We start from the raw sequence: 19,467 nt of genomic DNA on the forward strand, positions 1-19,467 counted from the left end.
GTTCCAGCACGTCACCTCGAGAGGCTTCGCCCGGCATGACCGTCACCATCCCCGCCGCGCTGCTGCCGGCCGACGGCCGGTTCGGGTGCGGGCCGTCCAAGGTGCGCCCCGAGGCGTTGCGCGCCCTGGCCGGCGCGGGGGCGGCGGTCATGGGCACCTCGCACCGCCAGGCGCCGGTGCGGGCCCTGGTCCGCCGGATCCGGGAGGGGCTCACCCAGCTGTTCGACCTCCCGGACGGCTACGAGGTGGTGCTCGGCAACGGCGGGACCACCGCCTTCTGGGACGCCGCGCTGTTCGGGCTGATCCGCGACCGCGCCGCCTTCGGCACCTACGGCGAGTTCTCCGCGAAGTTCGCCGCCGCGGCGGCGGAGGCGCCCTTCCTCGGCGACCCGGTCGTCGTCACCGCCCCGCCCGGTTCCCTGGCGGTGCCGGCCGCGACCTCGGGCGTCGACGCCTACGCGTGGGCGCACAACGAGACCTCGACCGGCGTCATGGCCCCGATCTCCCGGCCCAGCGGCACCGAGGACGCCCTCGTGCTCGTCGACGCCACCTCCGGCGCCGGCGGCCTGCCCGTCGACGTCTCGCAGACCGACGTCTACTACTTCGCCCCGCAGAAGTCCTTCGCCGCCGACGGCGGGCTGTGGGTGGCGCTGATGTCGGCCGACGCACTGCAGCGGATCGCCGAGATCAAGGCGTCGGGCCGATGGGTGCCCGGCTTCCTCGACCTCTCCGTCGCCGTCGAGAACTCCGCGAAGGACCAGACCTACAACACCCCGGCCGTCGCCACGCTGTTCCTGCTCGCCGACCAGATCGACTGGATGCTGTCCCTGGGTGGCCTGACCGGCACGGTCGAGCGCACCCGGGAGTCCTCGTCGCGGCTCTACGGCTGGGCGGAGCGGTCGGCGTACGCCGCGCCGTTCGTCACCGAGCGCGACCACCGCAGCTACGTCGTCGGCACCGTCGACTTCGCCGGCTCCGTCGACGCCGCGGCGCTGGCCGCGACGCTGCGCGCCAACGGCATCGTCGACGTGGAGCCCTACCGCAAGCTCGGCCGCAACCAGCTGCGGGTCGGCATGTTCCCCGCCGTCGACCCGGACGACGTGCAGGCGCTGACGGCGTGCATCGACTACGTCGTGGAGCGCCTGTAGGGGCGGCGGGAGCCGGCCCCCGTGGGGTCGGAGCCGGTCGGGCAGCCGACCGGGGGGGTCGTGCAGGGTTTTCTCGGTGGAGGTGGGTGTGGGACCCGGTGTGCCCGCGGGCGCCGACGGTGGTGAGCTCTTCGCCGCCGGGGGCGAGGCCGCGCGGCTGATGGCGGCCTTCGACTGGTCCGCGACCTCGGTGGGCCCCGTCGAGACGTGGCCGGTGAGCCTGCGCATGGCCGTCCGCACGGTGCTGGTCTCGCGGTTCCCGATGATCGTCTGCTGGGGCCCCGACCTGCTGCAGTTCTACAACGACGCCTACGCCCCGGTGCTCGGCGCGAAGCACCCGGCGATCGGCAAGGACATCCGGCTGACCCAGCCCGAGACGTGGGACGCCCTGCGGCCACCCATCGAGCACGCGATGAGCACCCTCGACGCGTCGTGGATGCCCGAGCTGCTGCTGCCGCTGGAGCGGGCCGGGTACCGGGAGGAGACCTACTTCACCGTCTCCCACGCACCGGCCTTCGACGACGACGGCCGGGTCGCCGGCATCCACGCCGTCTGCGCCGAGGTCACCCACGAGGTGCTCGGCCGCCGCCGCCAGCACCTGCTGCGCGAGCTCGCCGCCGTGGGCACGCGGCTGGGCGAGGAGGCCGAGGTGGTCGCCGCCATGTGCCGCACGCTGACCCAGGAGTGCCTGGACGTGCCCTTCGCCGCGGTGTACCTGGCCGAGCCCGGCGACGCGCGGTTCCGCCTGGTGTCCGCCGCCGGGTGCCCCGCCGACCTGCTGCCGGCCACCGCACCGCTGGACCCGGCGGGGTTCCCCGGCGACGTGGCCGCGCTGGGAGTCGTCGGCGGCCCGTTCGGCGATCCGGTCACCGATGCGGTGGTGCTGCCGCTGCCCACCGGCGGCGACGGCGGACCGCTCGGCCGGCTGGTGGTCGGCCGCAACCCGAACCGCGCGCTGGACGCGGACTACACCTCCTTCCACGACGTGATGGCCGGGCAGTTCGCCGCCGCCGTCACGACCGTCCGGGCGTTCGAGAGCGAGCGGCGGCGGGCCGAGTCCCTCGCCGAGCTCGACCGCGCCAAGACGACGTTCTTCGCCGACGTCAGCCACGAGCTGCGCACGCCGCTCACCCTGCTGCTGGGCCCGCTCGTCGACGTGCTCGAGGACCCCGACGCCGCGCTCACCCCCGACGTGCGCGAGCTGGTCACCCTCGCCGTGCGCAACGGCCGGCGGCTGCGGCGCCTGGTCGACGACCTCCTGGACTTCGCCGGCATCGAGGCGGGGCGGGCCACGCCGGTGCGGGTCGAGACGGACGTGGCCACCTTCACCGCCGAGCTCGCCGGCATCTTCCGGTCGGCCGCCGAGCGGGCCGGGCTGCGCCTCACCGTCGACTGCCCACCCCTGGGCCGCGCGGCCCACGTCGACCCCCGCATGTGGGAGAAGATCGTCGTCAACCTGCTCGCCAACGCCGTGAAGTACACCTTCGTGGGCGGGATCGACGTGGCCCTCCGCGGGACCGACGACCGCCTCGTGCTCACCGTCGCGGACACCGGCGTGGGCATCGTCGCCGAGGAGCTCCCCCGGCTGTTCCAGCGCTTCCACCGCGTCGCCGGGGCGGCCGCACGCACGCGCGAGGGCACCGGGATCGGCCTGGCGCTGGTGCAGGAGCTCGCCGCGCTGCACGGCGGCACCGTCACGGTCACCAGCGAGCCGGGGCGCGGCAGCACCTTCACCGTCGCCCTGCCGTACGGCACCCCCGATGCCGCGACCGATGGCGACGCGGCCGCCCCTTCCGACGCCGCCCGCGGGGAGGCCGAGGGCTGGGAGCAGGCCGGCTCACGCCCGTCCGGGCGGCCCGACGCCTCCCCGGACGCGGCCGAGGTGCTGGTGGTCGACGACAACGCCGACATGCGCGGCTACCTCGCCCGGCTGCTGCGGTCCTTCTGGGCGGTGCGCACGGCGGCCGACGGCGAGGAGGCGCTCGCCGCGGTGGCCGAGCGGCGCCCGGCCCTCGTGCTGACCGACGTGATGATGCCCAAGGTGGACGGCTTCGAGCTGCTCCGGGCGCTGCGCGCCGACCCGGCCACCCGCCACCTCCCGGTGATCATGCTGACCGCGCGCGCCGGGCAGGAGGCCTCCGTCGAGGGGCTGGAGGCCGGCGCCGACGACTACCTGGCCAAGCCGTTCCGCGCCGCGGAGCTGCTCGCCCGGGTCCGGGTGGCGCTCGAGCGGGGAGCCGGGCGCGCCGTGGCCCCGGCAACGCCCGGCGGGGTCGCCGAGCCACCCCCGCCGGCGACCTCCCCGCTGCCCGCCCCGCTGGTCGCCACGGCGGTCGGGCGGCCGGGGCCGGTGCCCGCTGCCGAGCCCCGGCCCGGCACCCCGGACGGTGGGCACCGGGCGCACTGGCGGCTGCCGTCCGCGCTCTCGTCCATCCCCGTCGTGCGCCGCCGCCTCCGCGGCCTGCTGGCCGACGCCGGGGTCGGCGAGGAGCAGTCCTACGACCTCCTCCTGGCAGCGTGCGAGGCGGCCAGCAACGCGATCGAGCACGCCCAGCACCCCACCGAGCCGGTCATCGAGGTGACCGCGGTCGTCGAGGACGGCGTCGTGGAGATCACCGTCCGCGACCACGGCCAGTGGCGGGAGCGCGTCCCGAGCATGGACCGCGGCCGCGGCTCGACGATCATGAGCGCCGTCGCCGAGGTCACCGCCGTCCCGAGCCCCGAGGGGACGACGGTCCGGATCCGGTCGGCGCTGCGGCCGGCCGCCTGAGCCGCCGGCGCGGGAGTCGAGGCTCGCCCACCGGCCGGGGTTCGACCGCGGCCGTCAGCGCAGCAGCCAGGTGTCCTTGGTCACGGGCTCCGCCCCCAGCACCCTGGTCAGCGCGAGCGGCAGCGTGGTCGTGGCTCCCCCGGCCACCGAGAACACCCGCAGCTCCACCGGCCGCGGACGCAGGCACCCGTCGACCAGCGTGGGCGCCGTGGAGGGGATCAGCGGCTCGCGGGCCACGAACCGGTGCGGGGCGGCGGTGATCTCGGCGCGCAGCGCGGCCAGCTCCTCCCCCGAGCAGGTCGGGCCGTGCACGACACGCCGGCCGCCGTACCCGGCGACGGTCTCCACCTCGAGCTCGTCCAGCCGGCCGGCGACCTCGGCGCACGCGGCCGGGTCGGCGAGCACCCAGGTGCGGGCCGACGCCAGCAGCGGCTCCTCGCCGAGGTAGAAGCGGATCATCGCCGGCACCCACGCGTAGCCGGCCGCGTCGTCGGCCACCCCGTTGCCGGGCACGTTGGCCAGCCCCAGCCGCCCGGCCCGCACCGCCTCGGTGAGGGCCGCGTCCAGCGGCACCCCCGCACCGGTCGGGTAGGCGCCGAGCAGCGCGTCGTCGAAGCGCCGGTAGAGGACGTCGACGGGGACACGGCCACCGTCGACGGCGGCCTCCACCCCGCCGTCACCGCGCGGCCAGAGGTCGCCGGCCCGCACCAGCGGGGCGTCGAGCGCCTCGGCCAGCACCCGGTGCTCGAACCAGGCGCCGTCGCTCTCGCCCTGGGTGAGCACCGCCGCGCGCGGCGCCCCGGCGACCCCCGGCGGGGCGGCGTCCGCCAGCGCGCCGGCCAGCAGCGGGATCGCGTCGGCGGGGTCCCGGAGCCGCTCCCCGGCGGCGGCGGGGAGCTGCGGCAGCAGCGCGCGGGCGCTGTCCCGGTCGGCGAGCGCGTAGCCGATGCCCGCCGGCGCGCGCAGGTGGTCGCGGACCACCGCCCAGCCCCCGTCGCCGGTGCGGACGAGGTCGGCCGCGGCGACGGCGGCGCGCGGCTGCCCCCGCCAGGCGCGGGAGACGGCGTCGGGGTCCCGGCCGGGGCCGTGCGCCACCGCCCACTCGGGCAGGGCACCGGCCCGCACGATCTCCGCCGCACGGTCCGGATCGCTGCGCCGGCGGCCCGCGGGCCGGTAGGCGTCGTCGAGGAAGGCGTTCAGCGCGCGGTGCCGCTGGGCCATCCCGGCCGACACCGCCCGCCACGCGCCGGCGTCGACCAGCCGCGGCACCGGGTCCAAGGCGACCGGCCGCAGCTGCTGCCGGCCGTCGGCCCACGTGCCGACGACGACGCCGTGCTCCTGCCGCCGCCGCGCCAGCTCCGCCTCCGCGGCCGCGAGCCCGGGGGCACCCAGCCGCTCGAGGGCGGCGACCGGCCCGGCCCAGCCGTCGCGCAGCCGGCCGTCGGCCCCGACGGCCTCGTCGGTGCGGTCGGTGGGGTAGCCGGCGAAGAGTTCCCCGCTCACAGCCACCGATCGAACCAGGCGGCGAGCCGCTCGCCCAGTTCGACCAGGTTCTCCCGGCCCACGATCGCGTGGCCCTCGCCCGGGAAGAGCAGCAGGTCGGCGCGGGCACCGCGGGCCTGCAGCGCCTGGTGGGCCTGCACCGACTCGGCCACGGGCACGTTGGTGTCACGGTCCCCGTGGGCCAGCAGCACCGGGGCGGTCAACCGGTCCAGGGTCGTCATCGGGGAGAGCGCGGCCAGCATGTCGCGGTCGGCGACCGGGTCGCCGTACTCGGTCACCGAGGCCGCGGCCATCCACGGCTCGGTGCCGGCGAAGAAGGTGCGCAGGTCGCTCATGCCGGCCAGCGAGGTACCGGCCGCGAACAGCTCCGGCCAGCGGGTCAGCGCGACCAGGGTGAGGTACCCGCCGTAGGACCAGCCGTGCGCGCCGACCCGGCCCGGCTCGGCGATGCCCGCCGTCACCAGCTCGTCCACCGTCGTCCGGACGTCGGCGAAGGAGGCCTCGCGCGCCGGCCCGTCGTCGGCGGTCATGAAGGCGCGGCCGAAGCCGCCGGAGCCCCGCACGTTGGGGGCGAAGACGGTGAGCCCCGCGGCCACCATGCTCTGCGTGATCGGCGACCAGTTCGGCCGCGCCTGGCCCTCGGGGCCGCCGTGGAAGCTGACCACCGTGCGGTTGGGGCCGCGGCTGCCCGCCGGCTCGTACAGCCACCCGGACAGCCGGACGCCGTCGGGGGCGACGTACTCGTGGCGCACCGGCTCGACCAGCCCCGTCAGCCGCCGCCGCGCGGCCGAGCAGGGCAGCGGCTCGGGGGTGGCGCCGTCCAGCGGCACCCGCCACAGCCCCCGGGGCGCACGCGGCCCGGAGAGCTCGGCGACCAGCGCGTCGCCGTCGGCGGCCGGCGCCCAGCCGGAGAGCACCGGTTCGGGCAGCTCGATCCGCCGCACGACGGCGCCGTCGCAGCGCGCGTGCAGCCACAGCTCGCTCACCCCGTCGGCGTTCCACACCGCGAGGACGGTGCCGTCGGGGCGGACCGCGTACCCGTCCAGGTCGGCGTCGGCCCGCTGCAGGACGACCCGACCCCGCCCCGGCACGCCGTCGGCGTCGAGGGGGACCGCGACCAGGCCGGCGCGGTCGGCCCCGGGCGGGCCGGGGAGCGCGGCGCGCACGTGCACGGTGGCCCCGCCATCGGTGAAGCGGCCGTCCTCGGAGGCGATCCCGCCGGGGGCGTCGAGCGGCACCACCCGCCGCTGGATGCCGGTCGCGACGTCGATGACGACGATGTGGCGGTAGGCGCGCGGCCCGCGCCGGGCCAGCACCGTGCGCCGGTCGGCGGAGACCGCGGTCACGGCCAGGAACCCCCCGGAGGCGAGCGTCCGCTGCTCGCCGGTGACCACGTCGACCAGCACGACGTCGGCGTCGGGCCCGGCGCCCGGGGCGATCGAGCAGGCGTAGCGCCGGGCGTCCACCCAGCAGCCGGCGAGGACGGCCGCCCGCGGGTCGGCGCCGGCGACCAGCCGGTGACCCGTGCCGTCGGGGCGGACCACGTGCAACTCGGCGCAGATGGAGCCGCCGGGGCTCACCAGGTAGGCCAGCCGCTCCCCGTCGGGGGACCAGGAGACGGAGATGACCTCCTGCTCGGCCCCCGACACCTGGACCGGAGGGATCCGCCCGTCCAGCGCGGCGACCTCGAGCCGGGGCAGCCCGGTCCGGTCGGTGACGTAGGCGACGCGGCGGCCGTCGGGCGACGGCGCGGGGCACCAGGCGGCGGTCGCCCCGGCGATCCCGGCGATGGCCCGGCGGACCGCGGCGGGGAGCGCCTCCGGCGGCGCGAGCGCCTCCAGCGCTGCGCAGCCCGCGGGGGCGGCCGTCCACTGCTCGGTCACGGGACTGGCCATCGCTCCTCCTCGGCTCGGTGCGGCGCCGCCGGCGAGCCCCCCACTGTGGCGGGGGTTCGTTTCCGGCACGTGTCAGCGCTGTCATCGGCGTGCGTCGTGCCCGCCCGCACCCCCCGCCGGAGGGAGCTGCACCACCCCGCGCCCGGCCGCGCCACGCCGGGGCGCCTGCGCGCCGCGCGCGGCCGGTCCCGATAGCCTCGGAGACCGGGGTCTCGTCCGGGCCCGCCGCGCCGGCTGCAGGAGGTCGCCCATGCGCACGCTGCGCCTCGTGGCTCTCTCCGACGACGGGAAGAGCCTCGTCCTCGTCGCGGACAGCCCCGAGCACCCCGAGGGCGAGCGGTTCGAGCTCCCGATCGACGAGCGCGTGCGCGCCGCGGCCCGGGGGGACGCCCGCCGGCTGACCCAGATCGACGTCGACCTCGGCACCGAGCTGCCGCCCCGGGTCATCCAGTCGCGCATCCGCGCCGGCGAGACCCCCGAGCAGGTCGCCACCGCCACGGGCGCCCGGGTGGAGCGGATCATGCGCTTCGCCCACCCCGTGCTGCAGGAGCGCGAGCGCGTGGCCACGCAGGCCCGCGAGGCGCGCGTCCGGCTCACCGAGGGCGCGCCGGGCGCCGTGCTCCAGCAGTTCATGGTCGAGCGGCTGCGGCTGATCGACACCGACATCGACGCCGTCCGGTGGGACGCCTTCCGCGACGAGGACGGCACCTGGGTGGTCACTGGCGAGTGGCGCGCCGGGGCGAAGTCCGGCACCGCCCGGTGGAACTTCGACCTCCCGTCCCGCACCGTCACCCCCGGCGACGCGGCGACGACGGACTTCGCCGAGGGCACCCGCCTCGTGCGGGTCGTGCCCGAGGTGCCCGCCGGGCTGCCCACGCCGGCGCCCCGCAGCCGCCCCGTGGCGGTGGTGCGCAACCCCGAGCCGGCGCCGGCCCCCGCCGCGGCGGAGGACGCCCACGTCCGCGACGTGCACGCCCCCGACGGCAGCCCGGCCGACGACGACCCGATGGCCGCCCTGCTGGACGAGGTCGCCGAGCACGACACCGTGGTGCTCGGCCGGGGCGGCGGCGACGGCACGGACGACGACGAGGACCCGCGCGCCCGCATCCCGGCGTGGGAGGACATCGTCTTCGGGGTCCGCCGCAACCGCTGACCGGATCCGCGTGGAACCCCGCGCGCGGCTGGGTAGTTGATGCAGTATGAGTGCTTCGGTGTCGATGCCGCTGGGCGGCGTGCAGGTCGGGTCCTTCGACAGCTACGAGCGGGCGCAGGCCGCCGTCGACCACCTCTCCGACGAGAAGTTCGCGGTCGAGAACGTGACCATCATCGGGACCGACCTGCGCATGGTGGAGACCGTGACCGGCCGCATGACCATGGGCCGGGCGATCGCCGCCGGCGCCGCGGCCGGCGCGTGGTGGGGTCTCTTCGTCGGGCTCCTGCTGGGCATCTTCGCCCCTGACGGCTCGGGCTGGATCGGCTCCGTGCTGACCGGCCTGCTCATCGGTCTGGCCTTCGGCGCCGCGTTCGGCGGGATGGGCTACGCGGCCACCCGCGGCAAGCGCGACTTCACCAGCACCAACAAGATCATCGCCAGCCGGTACGACATCATGTGCCACCCGGCGCACGCCGAGGAGGCCCGCGCCCTGCTCGCCCGCTTCTCGCTGCGCGCGGGCTGACGGAGCCCGGCCGGCGGAGCGCGGCTAGCTGCGCAGCGCGGCGAAGGCCACGGCCGCCGCGGCGGCCACGCCGAGGGAGTCGACCCCGCTGCGCATCGGGATCCGGGCCCGCACCCGGGCCGCCCGCTGCGCCTCCGGGGTCAGCCCCGGCCCCTCCGCGCCCAGCAGCACCGCGGTGCGCGGGTGGGCCACGGGGTCGATGCCGGCCAGGTCGACGGCGTCGGCGGCGGGGGTGAGCGCGACGGTGAGGTAGCCGGCGTCGTGCAGCAGGTCCAGCCCGGCGGGCCAGTCGGGGAGCACGGCGAACGGCAGCGACAGCACGTGCCCCATGGACACCCGCACCGACCGCCGGTAGAGCGGGTCGGCGCAGCGCGGGTCGAGCAGCAGGCCGTCGACCCCCAGCGCCACCGCGGATCGGGCGATGGACCCCAGGTTCTCGGCGTCGTTCAGCGCCTCGAGGACGGCTAGCCGGCGCGGCGCCCCCGGATCGGGCCCGGCGAGCAGCCCGTCCAGGTCGGCGGGCGGACGGCGGTCGGCCGAGGCGACGACGCCCCGCGTGAGGCGGAACCCGATCACCTCCGACAGCACCCACTTGTCGGCCTCGTAGGCCGGCACGTCGTCGGGCAGGTCGAGCGCGCTCACCCGCCCGGGCACCCCGAGCACCGCCCGCACCCGGTAGGGGGAGGCGAGCAGCCGCTGGACCGCGGGGACGCCCTCCACGATCACCGGACCGGTGCCGCGTGGGGTGCCCGCGGGCCGGTCCCCCGCCTTGAGGTCGCGGAAGTCGGCCACCCGCTCGTCGGTCGGGTCGGTGATGGTCTCGGGCACCCGGTGATTCTGCCGGGTGGGCGCCGACGGGTCGCGGCACCCAGGATCGGGTCGTGATCCCCGACAACGCTTGCGTGACCGTCATCGGCGCCGGTATCGCCGGCCTCGCCTGCGCCCGCGCCCTCCGGGACGCCGGCCGCGACGTCCAGGTGCTGGACCGGGGGCGGGGCCCCGGCGGCCGGCTGTCCTCGCGCACGGTGCGTGGCCGGGCGGTCGACCTCGGCGCCTCCTACCTCACCGCGAGCGACGGGTCCCCGTTCGCCGCCGTGGTGGCCGACTGGGTGGACCGCGGCCTGGCCCGGCCCTGGACGGACACCTTCGCGGTGCTCGGACCGGAGGGGCTCCGGGAGCGGAAGTCCGGACCGCTGCGGTACGGGACGCCGGCTGGGTCGCGCAGCCTGGCCGTCGACCTCGCCACCGGGCTGCCCGTCCGGTCCGGGACCACCGTCCGGGAGGTGACCGCCGGCCCCGCCGTCGACGGGCGGGTCGTGCCGGCCGCCGTCCTGGCCATGCCCGGGCCCCAGGCCGCCCGGCTGCTCGACCCGGCCGGCCGGGCGGGGCGCCTGGCCACCGCGGAGAGCTGGCAGCCGGCCCTCGCGGTGGTGCTGGGCTGGCGCGAGCGGCGCTGGCCGGCCGATCTGCACGGCGCCTTCGTGCACGACGACCCGGCCGTGGAGTGGATCGCCGACGACGGCGACCGCCGTGGCGACGCCGCGCCGGTGCTGGTCGCGCACACGACGGCCGGCCTGGCCGCCGAGCACCTCGGGGACCCCGCTGCCGCCGTGCCGGCCGTCGTGGCGGCCGTGCGGTCCGCCCTCGGCATCGACGTGGAGCCCGAGTGGACGGAGGTCCACCGCTGGACGTTCGCCCGGCCGGCCGCGCCGCGGGAGGAGCCGTTCGGTCTGGTCGACGGGATCGGGCTCTGCGGGGACGGGTGGCACGCACCGGCGAAGGTCGAGGGTGCCTGGTCCTCGGGCACCGCGCTCGGCCGCGCGCTGGCCCGTTGACGGGGTGAAGGAACTCACCTAGCGTTGAGTTCATCACCCGTTGAGTTCCTGGGAGTGCGTCATGGACGCCATCACCGTCACCGATCTCGTCGTCGACCGCGGGAAGCGCCGGGTGCTGCCCGGGCTGTCGTTCACCGTCCCCGCGGGCCAGGTCACCGGGCTGCTGGGCCCCAGCGGCAGCGGGAAGACCACCCTGATGCGCGCCCTCGTCGGCGTGCAGCTCATCCGCTCGGGAACCGTCACCGTCCTCGGCGAGCCGGCCGGCTCCCCCGCGCTGCGTCCCCGCGTCGGCTACGTCACCCAGTCCCCCAGCGTCTACCCCGACCTCACGGTGCGGGAGAACGCGCGCTACTTCGCCACCCTGCAGGGGCGGCGGGCGGCGGACGCCGACGCCGCGATCGCCGACGTGGGGCTCGCCGACGCCGCCGGCCAGCTGGTCGCCGACCTCTCCGGCGGCCAGAAGGGTCGTGCATCCCTGGCCTGCGCCCTCGTCGGCGAACCCGAAATCCTGGTGCTGGACGAACCGACCGTCGGCCTCGACCCGGTGCTCCGCGTCGAGCTGTGGGAGAGGTTCCACGCCCTGGCCGCCGCCGGGACGACGCTGGTCGTCTCCAGCCACGTGATGGACGAGGCCGGCCGCTGCGACCGGCTGCTGCTGCTCCGCGACGGCGAGCTGCTCGCCGACTCCACGCCGGCGCAGCTGCGCGCCGACGGCGGCTCCGAGGACCTGGAGGAGGCCTTCCTCGCCGTGGTCCGGGCCCGGACGGGGGTGGCGGCGTGACCACCGCCCTGGCGAACCCCCGCTTGACCACCGCCACCGCCGGCCGGGTCCTGCGCCAGCTGCGGCACGACCACCGCACCATCGCCATGATGCTGGTGCTGCCCAGCGCGCTGCTCGGGCTCCTCTACCTGCTGTGGCAGGACGTGCCCACGCTCCCCGGCCAGCCCGGCACCTTCGACCGCATCGGGCTGACGATGCTCGGGATCTTCCCGTTCGTGGTGATGTTCCTGGTCACCAGCATCGCGATGCTGCGGGAACGCACCTCCGGCACGCTCGAGCGGCTGCTCACCACCCCGCTGGCCCGGCTGGACCTGCTGCTCGGCTACGGCCTGGCCTTCGGCCTGGCCGCCGCACTGCAGGCGGTCGTCACCGTGACGGTCGCGACGACGCTCTACGACCTCGACGTCACCGGGTCGATCGGCCTCGTCGTGCTCATCGCCGTGGCCGACGCGGTGCTGGGCGTCGCCCTGGGGCTGCTGGCCAGCGCCTTCGCCCGGAGCGAGTTCCAGGCGGTGCAGTTCATGCCGGTGGTCGTGCTGCCCCAGTTCTTCCTCTGCGGGCTGCTCGTGCCCCGCGAGCAGATGGCCGGGTGGCTGCAGGCGATCAGCGACGTCCTGCCGCTCACCTACGCGGTGGAGGCGCTGCAGGAGGTCGGGCGGTCGCCGTCGGCGACCGGCACGATGTGGGTGGACGTCGGGATCGTCGCCGGCGCTGCCCTGCTCGCCCTCGCCCTGGCGGCGGCGACCCTGCGGAGGAGGACCAGCTGAGCGCAGCAGGACCGGCTCGACGGTCGGGACGGCGCCCCGGGAACCCCGACACCCGGGACGCCGTCCTGGCCGCGGCCCGCGAGGCGTTCGCCGAGCGCGGTTTCGACGGCGCGACCATCCGCGGGATCGCGGGCGCGGCCGGCGTCGACCCGGCACTGGTGCACCACTACTTCGGCAACAAGGACAAGCTCTTCCTCGCCGCCATCGAGGCGCCCGCCAACCCGGCGGAGCTGCTGCCCGAGGTCCTCGCCGGCGGTCGCGAGAACCTGGGCGAGAACATCGTGCGGCTGCTGCTGCGGGTGTGGGACGGCCCGATGCGACCGGCGGCGCTGGCGCTGGTCCGCTCCGCCGTCGCCAACGAGTGGACGGCGAAGCTGCTGCGCGAGTTCCTGGTCTCGCAGATCCTGCGGCGCGTGGTCGGCACGCTGGGGCTGCCCACCGCCGAGCGGGAGGCGCGCGGCTCCCTGGCCGCCTCCCAGCTCATGGGCCTGGTCATGGCCCGGTACGTGCTGCGGGTGGAGCCGCTGGCCTCCGCCGCGCCGGAGTCGATCGTCGCGGCGGTGGGCCCGACGGTGCAGCGCTACCTCACCGGCGACGTGGAGCTGCCCCACCGCTGATCGTTCCGGGTCGGGTCAGCTCACCGTGGGGCACTCAGCGCGGGCGGGGAGCGCGCGCCAGCTGACGGCTCTGCGCGACCAGCCGGCCGGTCGAGTCCCAGATCCGGTACTCCTCGTCGAGCCAGCCCCCGGCGATCTCGGTGGCCCGCGCCTCGGCCAGGCACCACCCGGGGGCGGGCCGGGCGCGCACCAGCACCTGGAGCTGGACGGTCGGCGCCCAGCCCATCAGCCCCATGGACCAGATCGTCGGGGGCAGCACGTCGGCGAAGAGCAGGAGCGCGAACGGGTCGGGCTCCCGCCCGTCGGCGAGCCGCAGCCAGGCGCGCATGACCGGCTCCCCCGACGGGGTGCCCCTCACCCAGCCGGCGGTCGCCGGGTCCAGCCGGGTCTCCACCCGGTGCCGCAGCCCCACCGCGGGCACGGGGTGCCCGCCCATGTCGGCGCCCGGTTGGGCGTCCAGGCACTCCTCCACCGGCGGGACGTCGGGCGCCGGCACCGAGCGCAGCGGGGCGTCGTCCCCGAGCGTCGCCGTCGTCACCTGCACGCTGAGCGTGGGCCCCTCGGCACCGCTGAGGACGACGCCGGAGTGCGCGAGCGTGCGCCCGCCCGGGCCGGGCGTGACGGCCAGGGTGGCCGGGCCGGGCGGCGTCGCACGCAGGTAGCTGGCCGACACCGCCACCGGGTGCGGGTGCGGGTGCGGGCTGCCGGCGACGGCCGCCCGCGCGGCGACGGCGAGCAGGTACCCGCCGTTGAGGATGCCGCTGCCGACGTCCCAGCCGGGGTGCAGGTCGGCGGCGAAGCCGCCACCCTCGGCCCGCCGGACGGCGGTGGCGGCGTCGAAGTCGGAGAGAGCCTGGTCATCGTTCTGCGGCACGTCGGACAGCGTGCCAGGGTGGCCGGCGTGGACCACACCCACCTGGGCCGCAGCGGTCTGTCGGTCTCCCGGCTCTGCCTGGGGACGATGAACTTCGGCTGGAAGACCGAGGAGGGCGATTCCCACGCGATCCTCGACCGGGCCCTGGCCGAAGGCGTGAACTTCGTGGACACCGCGAACGTCTACGGCTTCGAGGCCGGCAAGGGCCGCACCGAGGAGGTGCTGGGCAGCTGGTTCGCCCAGGGTGGCGAGCGCCGGGAGAGGACGGTGCTGGCCACCAAGGTCTACGGCGGGATGTCCGACTGGCCCAACGACACATTCCTCTCCGCCCGCAACATCGTGCGCTCCTGCGAGGCGTCGCTGCGCCGGATGCGCACCGACTGGATCGACCTCTACCAGTTCCACCACGTCGACCTCGCGACGCCGTGGGAGGAGATCTGGCAGGCCTGCGAGACGCTGGTGGCCCAGGGCAAGGTGCTCTACGTCGGCTCCTCGAACCACGCCGGGTGGCAGCTGGCCGCGGCCAACGAGGCGGCGGCCCGCCGGCACTTCCAGGGGCTGGTGAGCGAGCAGTCGCACTACAACCTCCTCACCCGGCACGTGGAGCTCGAGGTGCTGCCCGCCGCGCAGCACTACGGCATCGGGGTCATCCCGTGGAGCCCGCTGGCCGGCGGGCTGCTCGCCGGCGTGCTGGAGGAGGCCGGGGGCGGCCGGCGCGGCGAGGAGCGCACGCAGGAGCGGGTGGAGCGGCACCGCCCGGCGCTGGAGGCCTACGAGGCGCTCTGCCGGGAGCTGGGGCACGCGCCCGCCGACGTCGGCGTGGCGTGGCTCCTGCACCAGCCGGCCGTCACCGCGCCGATCGTCGGCCCGCGCACGATGGAGCAGCTCGAGGGCGGGCTCCGGGCGCTGGAGATCCGGCTCGACGACGCCACGCTGACCCGGCTCGACGAGATCTTCCCCGGCTACCGCCCCGCCCCCATGGAGTACGCCTGGTGAAGGACCGTCGCCCCCCCCCCCCCCCCCCGCTCGCTCGGCGCGGGGCCCTGAGACGAGGCCGTTCCCTCACGTCACCAGGGGCCAGCAGGCGAGCACCGTGTAGGCGGGGGCCGCGCCGAGGCGGCTCTCCCACAGCCGGATCCGGTCCACCGGCCACTCCGGGCCGCGATAGCCGGCGAGCCGGTCGGTCAGCGTCGCGTCGGCGGGCCGGCCCGGCCGCCACCGGCCCAGGGTCAGGTGGGGCCGGAAGGGCCGCTCCTCCACCGGGAGCCCCAGGGCACGCGCGACCGCCGCCAGCCGCCCGGCCAGCGCCACCAGCGGGTCGACGTCGCCCTCCAGCCCCGCCCAGGCGACCTGGGGACGGCGCAGCGACCCGAACCGCCCGCCGCCGGCCAGTCGCAGCGTCATCGGCGGGGTCGCGGCCACCGCCGGCGCGGCCGCGGCCACCAGGCCGGGCACCAGCGGGTCGGGCACGGCCCCGAGGAACAGCAGCGTCAGGTGCCAGCGCTCGGGCCTGCCCCAGCGCGGCGCCCCCGGGAGGTCGCGCAGCGGCAGCAGGACGCGCTCGAGGTCGTGGCGCGCACCCTCGGGCGGGTCGACGGCGAAGAAGAGCCGCCGCCCTGCCCCGGGGCTGCTCAGAGGGGCACCTGCAGGCCCGCGGCGCGCAGTTCGGCGGCGACCCGGAGCCGCTCGACCTCGCGGGCGCGGCCCTCCGGCAGACCCGCGAGCGCCGAGGCCAGGCCCAGCATGCCGGCCGCCTCGGTGAGGACGTCGTCGTACGCGGCCAGCAGCGCGCGGCGGCGCGCCATCGGCATCCCGGCCGGGACGAGCGCCACCTGGCGGCCGAGCCGGCGCACGTCGGCGGCCACGACCTCCAGGGCGCGTCCCGGGGGTGCCGGGTGGCGCACCGCGTGACGGCGGGCCGACCACGCCTCGATCCGCCGGATGAGCGGTCCCAGTCCGGCGACCAGGCCGGCGAAGGCGGCGAGCAGTGCGACGAGCTGGATCAGCGCGGCCATGGCGTTCCCCTGCGCACGGGCGGGACGGGTGCAGCGAACGGTACGCGCGGAACGCTCAGAGCGACTGCTGACCGGGGGCCTTCTGGCTGAGCTGCTCCTCGACGCTGCGCACCTGCGACGACGGGACCACGGGGCGGATGCGCAGCCGCACCGGCGAGCGCTCCACCGTCAGCCGCAGCGACCCGCGGTGGGCCAGCCAGGCCGCGGCGCCGAGACCCGCGACCACGCAGACGCCGCCGCCCAGCACGAGGCCCCACGGGGCGCCCAGGTGCTCGGAGATCCAGCCGACCAGCGGCGCCCCGACGGGGGTGCCGCCCATGAAGCACATGAAGTACAGCGCCATCACCCGGCCGCGCATCTGCGGGTCGACGCCGAGCTGGACGAAGCTGTTGTTGGCCACGCTGAAGACCAGCGCCGCCGCACCGGTGGGCACCAGCATCGCGGCGAAGGCCCAGTAGGTGGGCATCAGCCCGGCGACGACGGTGCAGGCGCCGAAGAGCACCGCCGACGCCACGAGGAAGCGCTGCCGGGGGCGGACGCTGCGCCGGGTGGAGAGCAGGGCGCCGCTCAGCGACCCGACCGCGAAGCAGGTCGAGAGCAGGCCGAAGGCCTCCGCGCCGAGTCCGAAGGTCTCCCGTGCCATCAGCGCGATGGTGACCTGGTAGTTGAAGCCGAAGGTGCCCAGGACGAAGGCCAGCCCCATCGCCAGCAGCAGGTCGGGGTGCGCCCGCGTGTAGGCCAGACCGGCGCGCAGCTGCCCCCGGCCCCGGGCCACCGGCGGGCTGGGGGTCAGCTCGTCGGCGCGCATGCCGGCGATCGCCACGATGGTGAAGGCGAAGCTCGCCGCGTTGAGGAAGAACGCCGGTGCGGTGTTGCCCGACGCCGCGCCGATGAGCAGGCCGGCGAGCGCCGGCCCGACCAGGCGGGCGCCGTTGAAGATCGTCGAGTTGAGGCTGACGGCGTTGGTGATCAGCGCGGGCCCGACCATCTCCGGGACGAACGACTGGCGCACCGGCACGTCGACGGCGGCGACCGAGCCGAGCAGCCCGGCGAGCACGAAGACGTGCCACAGCGCCACCGCCCCGGTGGCCACCAGGACCCCCAGGACCAGGGCGAGCAGCCCCATGAGGGCCTGGGCCGCGATGAGCAGCCGGCGCTTGGGGTAGCGGTCGGCGAGGACGCCGCCGTAGGCGCTCAGCAGCAGCGAGGGGCCGAACTGCAGGGCGGTGATCAGCCCGAGGGCGACCCCGCTGCCGTCGGTGAGCTGCAGCACCAGCCAGTCCTGCCCGATGCGCTGCATCCAGGTGCCGGTCAGGCTGACGAGGTTGGCCGAGGCGTAGCGGCGGAAGTTCCGCACCCGGAGAGCGCGGAACATGCCGCTCCCCTGCTCGGGCGGCGTCCGCTGGTCAGTGCTCGTGCAGGTCACCCACCGGCGAGCTTGTCCATGATCTCGGCCGCTTCGCGGAGGACCGCCCGCTCCTCGGCGGTCAGCTCCTGCAGCCGGCCGGCCAGCCAGGCCTCGCGCGCCCGCGCCTCCGCCGACAGAAGCTCCTCGGCCGCGTCGGTCAGCCCGATGATCACCTGGCGACCGTCGGTGGGGTGCGGGGTGCGGGTGACCAGCCCGGCGTTCTCCAGCGCGACGACGACGCGGGTCATCGACGGCGGCTGCACCCGCTCGTGGGCGGCGAGCTCCCCCGGGCTCATCGGGCCGTGCCGCTTCAGCGTCGACAGGGCCGCGAGGTGGGTGAGCGTCACCGAGGTGTCCACGCGCTGGTTGCGCAGCCGCCGGGAGAACCGCATGACCGCCAGCCGCAGCTCGTGGGCGAGCGCGGCGGTGTCCAGCGTCGTCCGGCCCACGGTTCGTAGCCTACCTAACGATCTGTCGGTCGACGCGCTCTCCGACGGCCCCCTCGCAGGGCCCGCCGCGAGCTCGCGAGTGGTGGGGGGCGAGGGGGTCCTCTCTCAGAGGAGCTGCTGCAGCGGCTCGAGCGCGAAGTAGACGAGGAACAGCAGGGCCACCACCCACATGAGCGGGTGGATCTCCCGGCCCCGCCCGACCGCCAGGCGCAGCAGCACGAAGCTGATGACGCCGGCCCCGATGCCGTTGGTGATCGAGTACGTGAACGGCATGAGCGCGATCGTCAGGAACGCCGGGATGACCAGGGACATGTCGTCCCACGTCAGGTTCTTGATCTGGCTGATCATCAGCGCGCCGACGATGACGAGCGCCGGTGCGGCCGCCTCGGAGGGGACCACCGCGACCAGCGGGGTGAAGAAGACCGCGACCAGGAACAGCAGGCCGGTGACGATGCTGGCCAGCCCGGTCCGGGCGCCGTCGGCCACGCCGGCGGTGCTCTCGATGTAGGTGGTGTTGGAGGAGACGCTGCCCGCGCCACCGGCGGCGGCGGCCAGCGAGTCGACGAGCAGGACCGGCTGCGACTTCGGCAGGTTGCGGTTCTCGTCGAGCAGGTCGCCCTCGGCGCCGACGGCGGTCACCGTGCCCACGGTGTCGAAGAAGTCGGCGATCATGATCGCGAAGACGATCAGCAGGGCGGCGACGACGCCGATGCGCTCGAAGCCCCCGAAGAGGGAGAAGTTCCCGAGCAGCGAGAAGTCGGGGCTGCCGACGATGTCGTCGGGGAGCGCCGGCACCTGCAGCGCCCAGCCGCGGGGGTTCTCCCCGTCCTCGCCGAAGCGGGGGCCGACCCCGGCGATCGCCTCCACCACGATGGCGAGCACCGTCGTCGCGACGATGCCGATGAGGAGCGCGCCCCTGACGCGGCGGACCACCAGCAGGCTCATGAGCAGCAGGCCGACGACGAAGACGAGCATCGGCCAGCCGGCGAGCTGGCCACCCACGCCGAAGCTGATCAGCGGGTTGCCCGGCCGGATGATGCCGGCGTCGGCCAGGCCGATGATGGCCAGGAAGAAGCCGATGCCGACGGCGATCGCGACCTTGAGCTGGGCCGGGATGGCCTCGAACACCGCCTTGCGGAAGCCGGTGAGCACCAGCACGGTGATGAGCAGGCCCTCGAGCACGACCAGGCCCATGATCTCCGGCCAGGTGAGCTGCGTGGCCGCGAAGACCGCGACGATCGCGTTGATGCCCAGGCCCGTGGCCAGCGCGAACGGGTAGCGGCCCACGATGCCCATGAGGAGCGTCAGGGCACCGGCGAGCAGCGCGGTCACGGCGGCGATCGAGCCGAACGGCAGCACGGTGCCCGCGACGTCGGCGCCGGGGACGCCGTCCGGCCCGGGGATGCTGGTCAGGATGATCGGGTTGAGCACCACGATGTAGGCCATCGCGAAGAAGGTCGTGATGCCGCCGCGCACCTCGCGGCCGACGGTCGACCGGCGCGCGCTGATCTCGAAGTAGCGGTCCAGGCCGTTCTTCGGGCGCACGCGCGGCCCCTCGCTGCGGCGGGGCGTGGTGGGGGGCATGCCGGCCGAGACGTCGGCGGGGGTGCTGCCGTCGGCGGCGGCGGCGCTGGCGCCACCGGAGGGACGGGACTTCTGCGGCATGCGGGATCTCCGGGCGGTGCGGGCGGCCATCGAGCGGCGACAGCGTGCCACACGGATGTTTCCA

At 76.2% G+C, this 19,467-nt stretch carries 18 protein-coding genes; 9 read left to right on the forward strand and 9 right to left on the reverse strand.

Translation table 11 applies throughout. The features are described from left to right. Window positions 1–35 precede the first annotated feature (35 nt). Together serC and ACI79P_RS02585 are read left to right on the forward strand one after the other, a co-directional pair. Complete coding sequence (serC, locus tag ACI79P_RS02580) at window positions 36–1,148, forward strand: phosphoserine transaminase (protein ID WP_456579477.1); 1,113 nt, start codon at window positions 36–38, stop codon at window positions 1,146–1,148. Between the two features lie 88 nt (window positions 1,149–1,236). Continuing rightward, window positions 1,237–3,918: an ATP-binding protein gene (locus ACI79P_RS02585; protein ID WP_456579478.1), complete on the forward strand. Its 2,682-nt coding sequence runs from the start codon at window positions 1,237–1,239 to the stop codon at window positions 3,916–3,918. A 54-nt stretch (window positions 3,919–3,972) separates the two neighbouring features. On the opposite strand, the gene ACI79P_RS02590 is transcribed toward ACI79P_RS02585, so the two are convergent. Together ACI79P_RS02590 and ACI79P_RS02595 are read right to left on the reverse strand one after the other, a co-directional pair. Then, window positions 3,973–5,421 carry a circularly permuted type 2 ATP-grasp protein gene (locus tag ACI79P_RS02590; protein ID WP_456579479.1) on the reverse strand — a complete coding sequence of 483 codons (1,449 nt, stop codon included), beginning with the start codon at window positions 5,419–5,421 and terminating at the stop codon, window positions 3,973–3,975. Further along, a complete protein-coding gene (locus ACI79P_RS02595) occupies window positions 5,418–7,316 on the reverse strand; it encodes a S9 family peptidase (RefSeq protein WP_456579480.1) in 1,899 nt (632 codons plus the stop codon). The genes ACI79P_RS02590 and ACI79P_RS02595 overlap by 4 nt, the downstream gene beginning before the upstream one ends. Window positions 7,317–7,566: 250 nt before the next feature. On the opposite strand from ACI79P_RS02595, the gene sepH reads away from it, so the two are divergent. Both sepH and ACI79P_RS02605 read left to right on the forward strand, forming a co-directional pair. Next, entirely contained in the window at window positions 7,567–8,469 is a 903-nt protein-coding gene (gene sepH, locus ACI79P_RS02600) for a septation protein SepH (RefSeq protein ID WP_456579481.1), read from the forward strand. A 64-nt stretch (window positions 8,470–8,533) separates the two neighbouring features. After that, window positions 8,534–8,992, forward strand: a complete 459-nt coding sequence (locus tag ACI79P_RS02605; RefSeq protein WP_456579566.1) for a general stress protein — start codon at window positions 8,534–8,536, stop codon at window positions 8,990–8,992. A 24-nt stretch (window positions 8,993–9,016) separates the two neighbouring features. Here ACI79P_RS02605 and ACI79P_RS02610 read toward each other — a convergent pair whose 3' ends face one another. Next, window positions 9,017–9,820, reverse strand: coding sequence for a TrmH family RNA methyltransferase (locus ACI79P_RS02610; RefSeq protein ID WP_456579482.1), 804 nt, complete (start codon window positions 9,818–9,820; stop codon window positions 9,017–9,019). 53 nt (window positions 9,821–9,873) lie between these two features. On the opposite strand from ACI79P_RS02610, the gene ACI79P_RS02615 reads away from it, so the two are divergent. The 4 genes from ACI79P_RS02615 (at window position 9,874) to ACI79P_RS02630 (ending at window position 12,992) form a co-directional block, all read left to right on the forward strand. Continuing rightward, complete coding sequence (locus ACI79P_RS02615; protein WP_456579483.1) at window positions 9,874–10,827, forward strand: NAD(P)/FAD-dependent oxidoreductase; 954 nt, start codon at window positions 9,874–9,876, stop codon at window positions 10,825–10,827. A gap of 61 nt (window positions 10,828–10,888) precedes the next feature. Beyond that, a complete protein-coding gene (locus tag ACI79P_RS02620; protein WP_456579484.1) occupies window positions 10,889–11,608 on the forward strand; it encodes an ABC transporter ATP-binding protein in 720 nt (239 codons plus the stop codon). Then, window positions 11,605–12,375: an ABC transporter permease gene (locus ACI79P_RS02625; protein WP_456579485.1), complete on the forward strand. Its 771-nt coding sequence runs from the start codon at window positions 11,605–11,607 to the stop codon at window positions 12,373–12,375. The genes ACI79P_RS02620 and ACI79P_RS02625 overlap by 4 nt, the downstream gene beginning before the upstream one ends. Next, window positions 12,291–12,992: a TetR/AcrR family transcriptional regulator gene (locus ACI79P_RS02630; RefSeq protein WP_456579486.1), complete on the forward strand. Its 702-nt coding sequence runs from the start codon at window positions 12,291–12,293 to the stop codon at window positions 12,990–12,992. Before ACI79P_RS02625 ends, ACI79P_RS02630 begins: the two co-directional genes overlap by 85 nt. Window positions 12,993–13,026: 34 nt before the next feature. On the opposite strand, the gene ACI79P_RS02635 is transcribed toward ACI79P_RS02630, so the two are convergent. Then, window positions 13,027–13,866 carry a thioesterase family protein gene (locus ACI79P_RS02635; RefSeq protein ID WP_456579487.1) on the reverse strand — a complete coding sequence of 280 codons (840 nt, stop codon included), beginning with the start codon at window positions 13,864–13,866 and terminating at the stop codon, window positions 13,027–13,029. A 27-nt stretch (window positions 13,867–13,893) separates the two neighbouring features. Between ACI79P_RS02635 and ACI79P_RS02640 the strand changes: the two genes are divergently transcribed. Next, window positions 13,894–14,862 (forward strand): aldo/keto reductase, encoded by a 969-nt coding sequence (locus ACI79P_RS02640; RefSeq protein WP_456579488.1) that lies wholly within the window; start codon window positions 13,894–13,896, stop codon window positions 14,860–14,862. A 66-nt stretch (window positions 14,863–14,928) separates the two neighbouring features. On the opposite strand, the gene thpR is transcribed toward ACI79P_RS02640, so the two are convergent. From thpR to ACI79P_RS02665, 5 genes are all read right to left on the reverse strand, one after another. After that, entirely contained in the window at window positions 14,929–15,501 is a 573-nt protein-coding gene (gene thpR / locus ACI79P_RS02645; protein WP_456579567.1) for an RNA 2',3'-cyclic phosphodiesterase, read from the reverse strand. Beyond that, window positions 15,498–15,881, reverse strand: a complete 384-nt coding sequence (locus tag ACI79P_RS02650; protein ID WP_456579569.1) for a hypothetical protein — start codon at window positions 15,879–15,881, stop codon at window positions 15,498–15,500. The genes thpR and ACI79P_RS02650 overlap by 4 nt, the downstream gene beginning before the upstream one ends. Window positions 15,882–15,936: 55 nt before the next feature. Further along, complete coding sequence (locus ACI79P_RS02655) at window positions 15,937–17,256, reverse strand: MFS transporter (protein WP_456579489.1); 1,320 nt, start codon at window positions 17,254–17,256, stop codon at window positions 15,937–15,939. 47 nt (window positions 17,257–17,303) lie between these two features. Next, window positions 17,304–17,738, reverse strand: coding sequence for a MarR family winged helix-turn-helix transcriptional regulator (locus ACI79P_RS02660; protein ID WP_456579490.1), 435 nt, complete (start codon window positions 17,736–17,738; stop codon window positions 17,304–17,306). A gap of 105 nt (window positions 17,739–17,843) precedes the next feature. Beyond that, window positions 17,844–19,403, reverse strand: a complete 1,560-nt coding sequence (locus ACI79P_RS02665; RefSeq protein ID WP_456579491.1) for an NCS2 family permease — start codon at window positions 19,401–19,403, stop codon at window positions 17,844–17,846. Between the last annotated feature and the right edge of the window lie 64 nt (window positions 19,404–19,467).

The sequence above is a fragment of the Blastococcus sp. SYSU DS0510 genome (assembly GCF_054050835.1).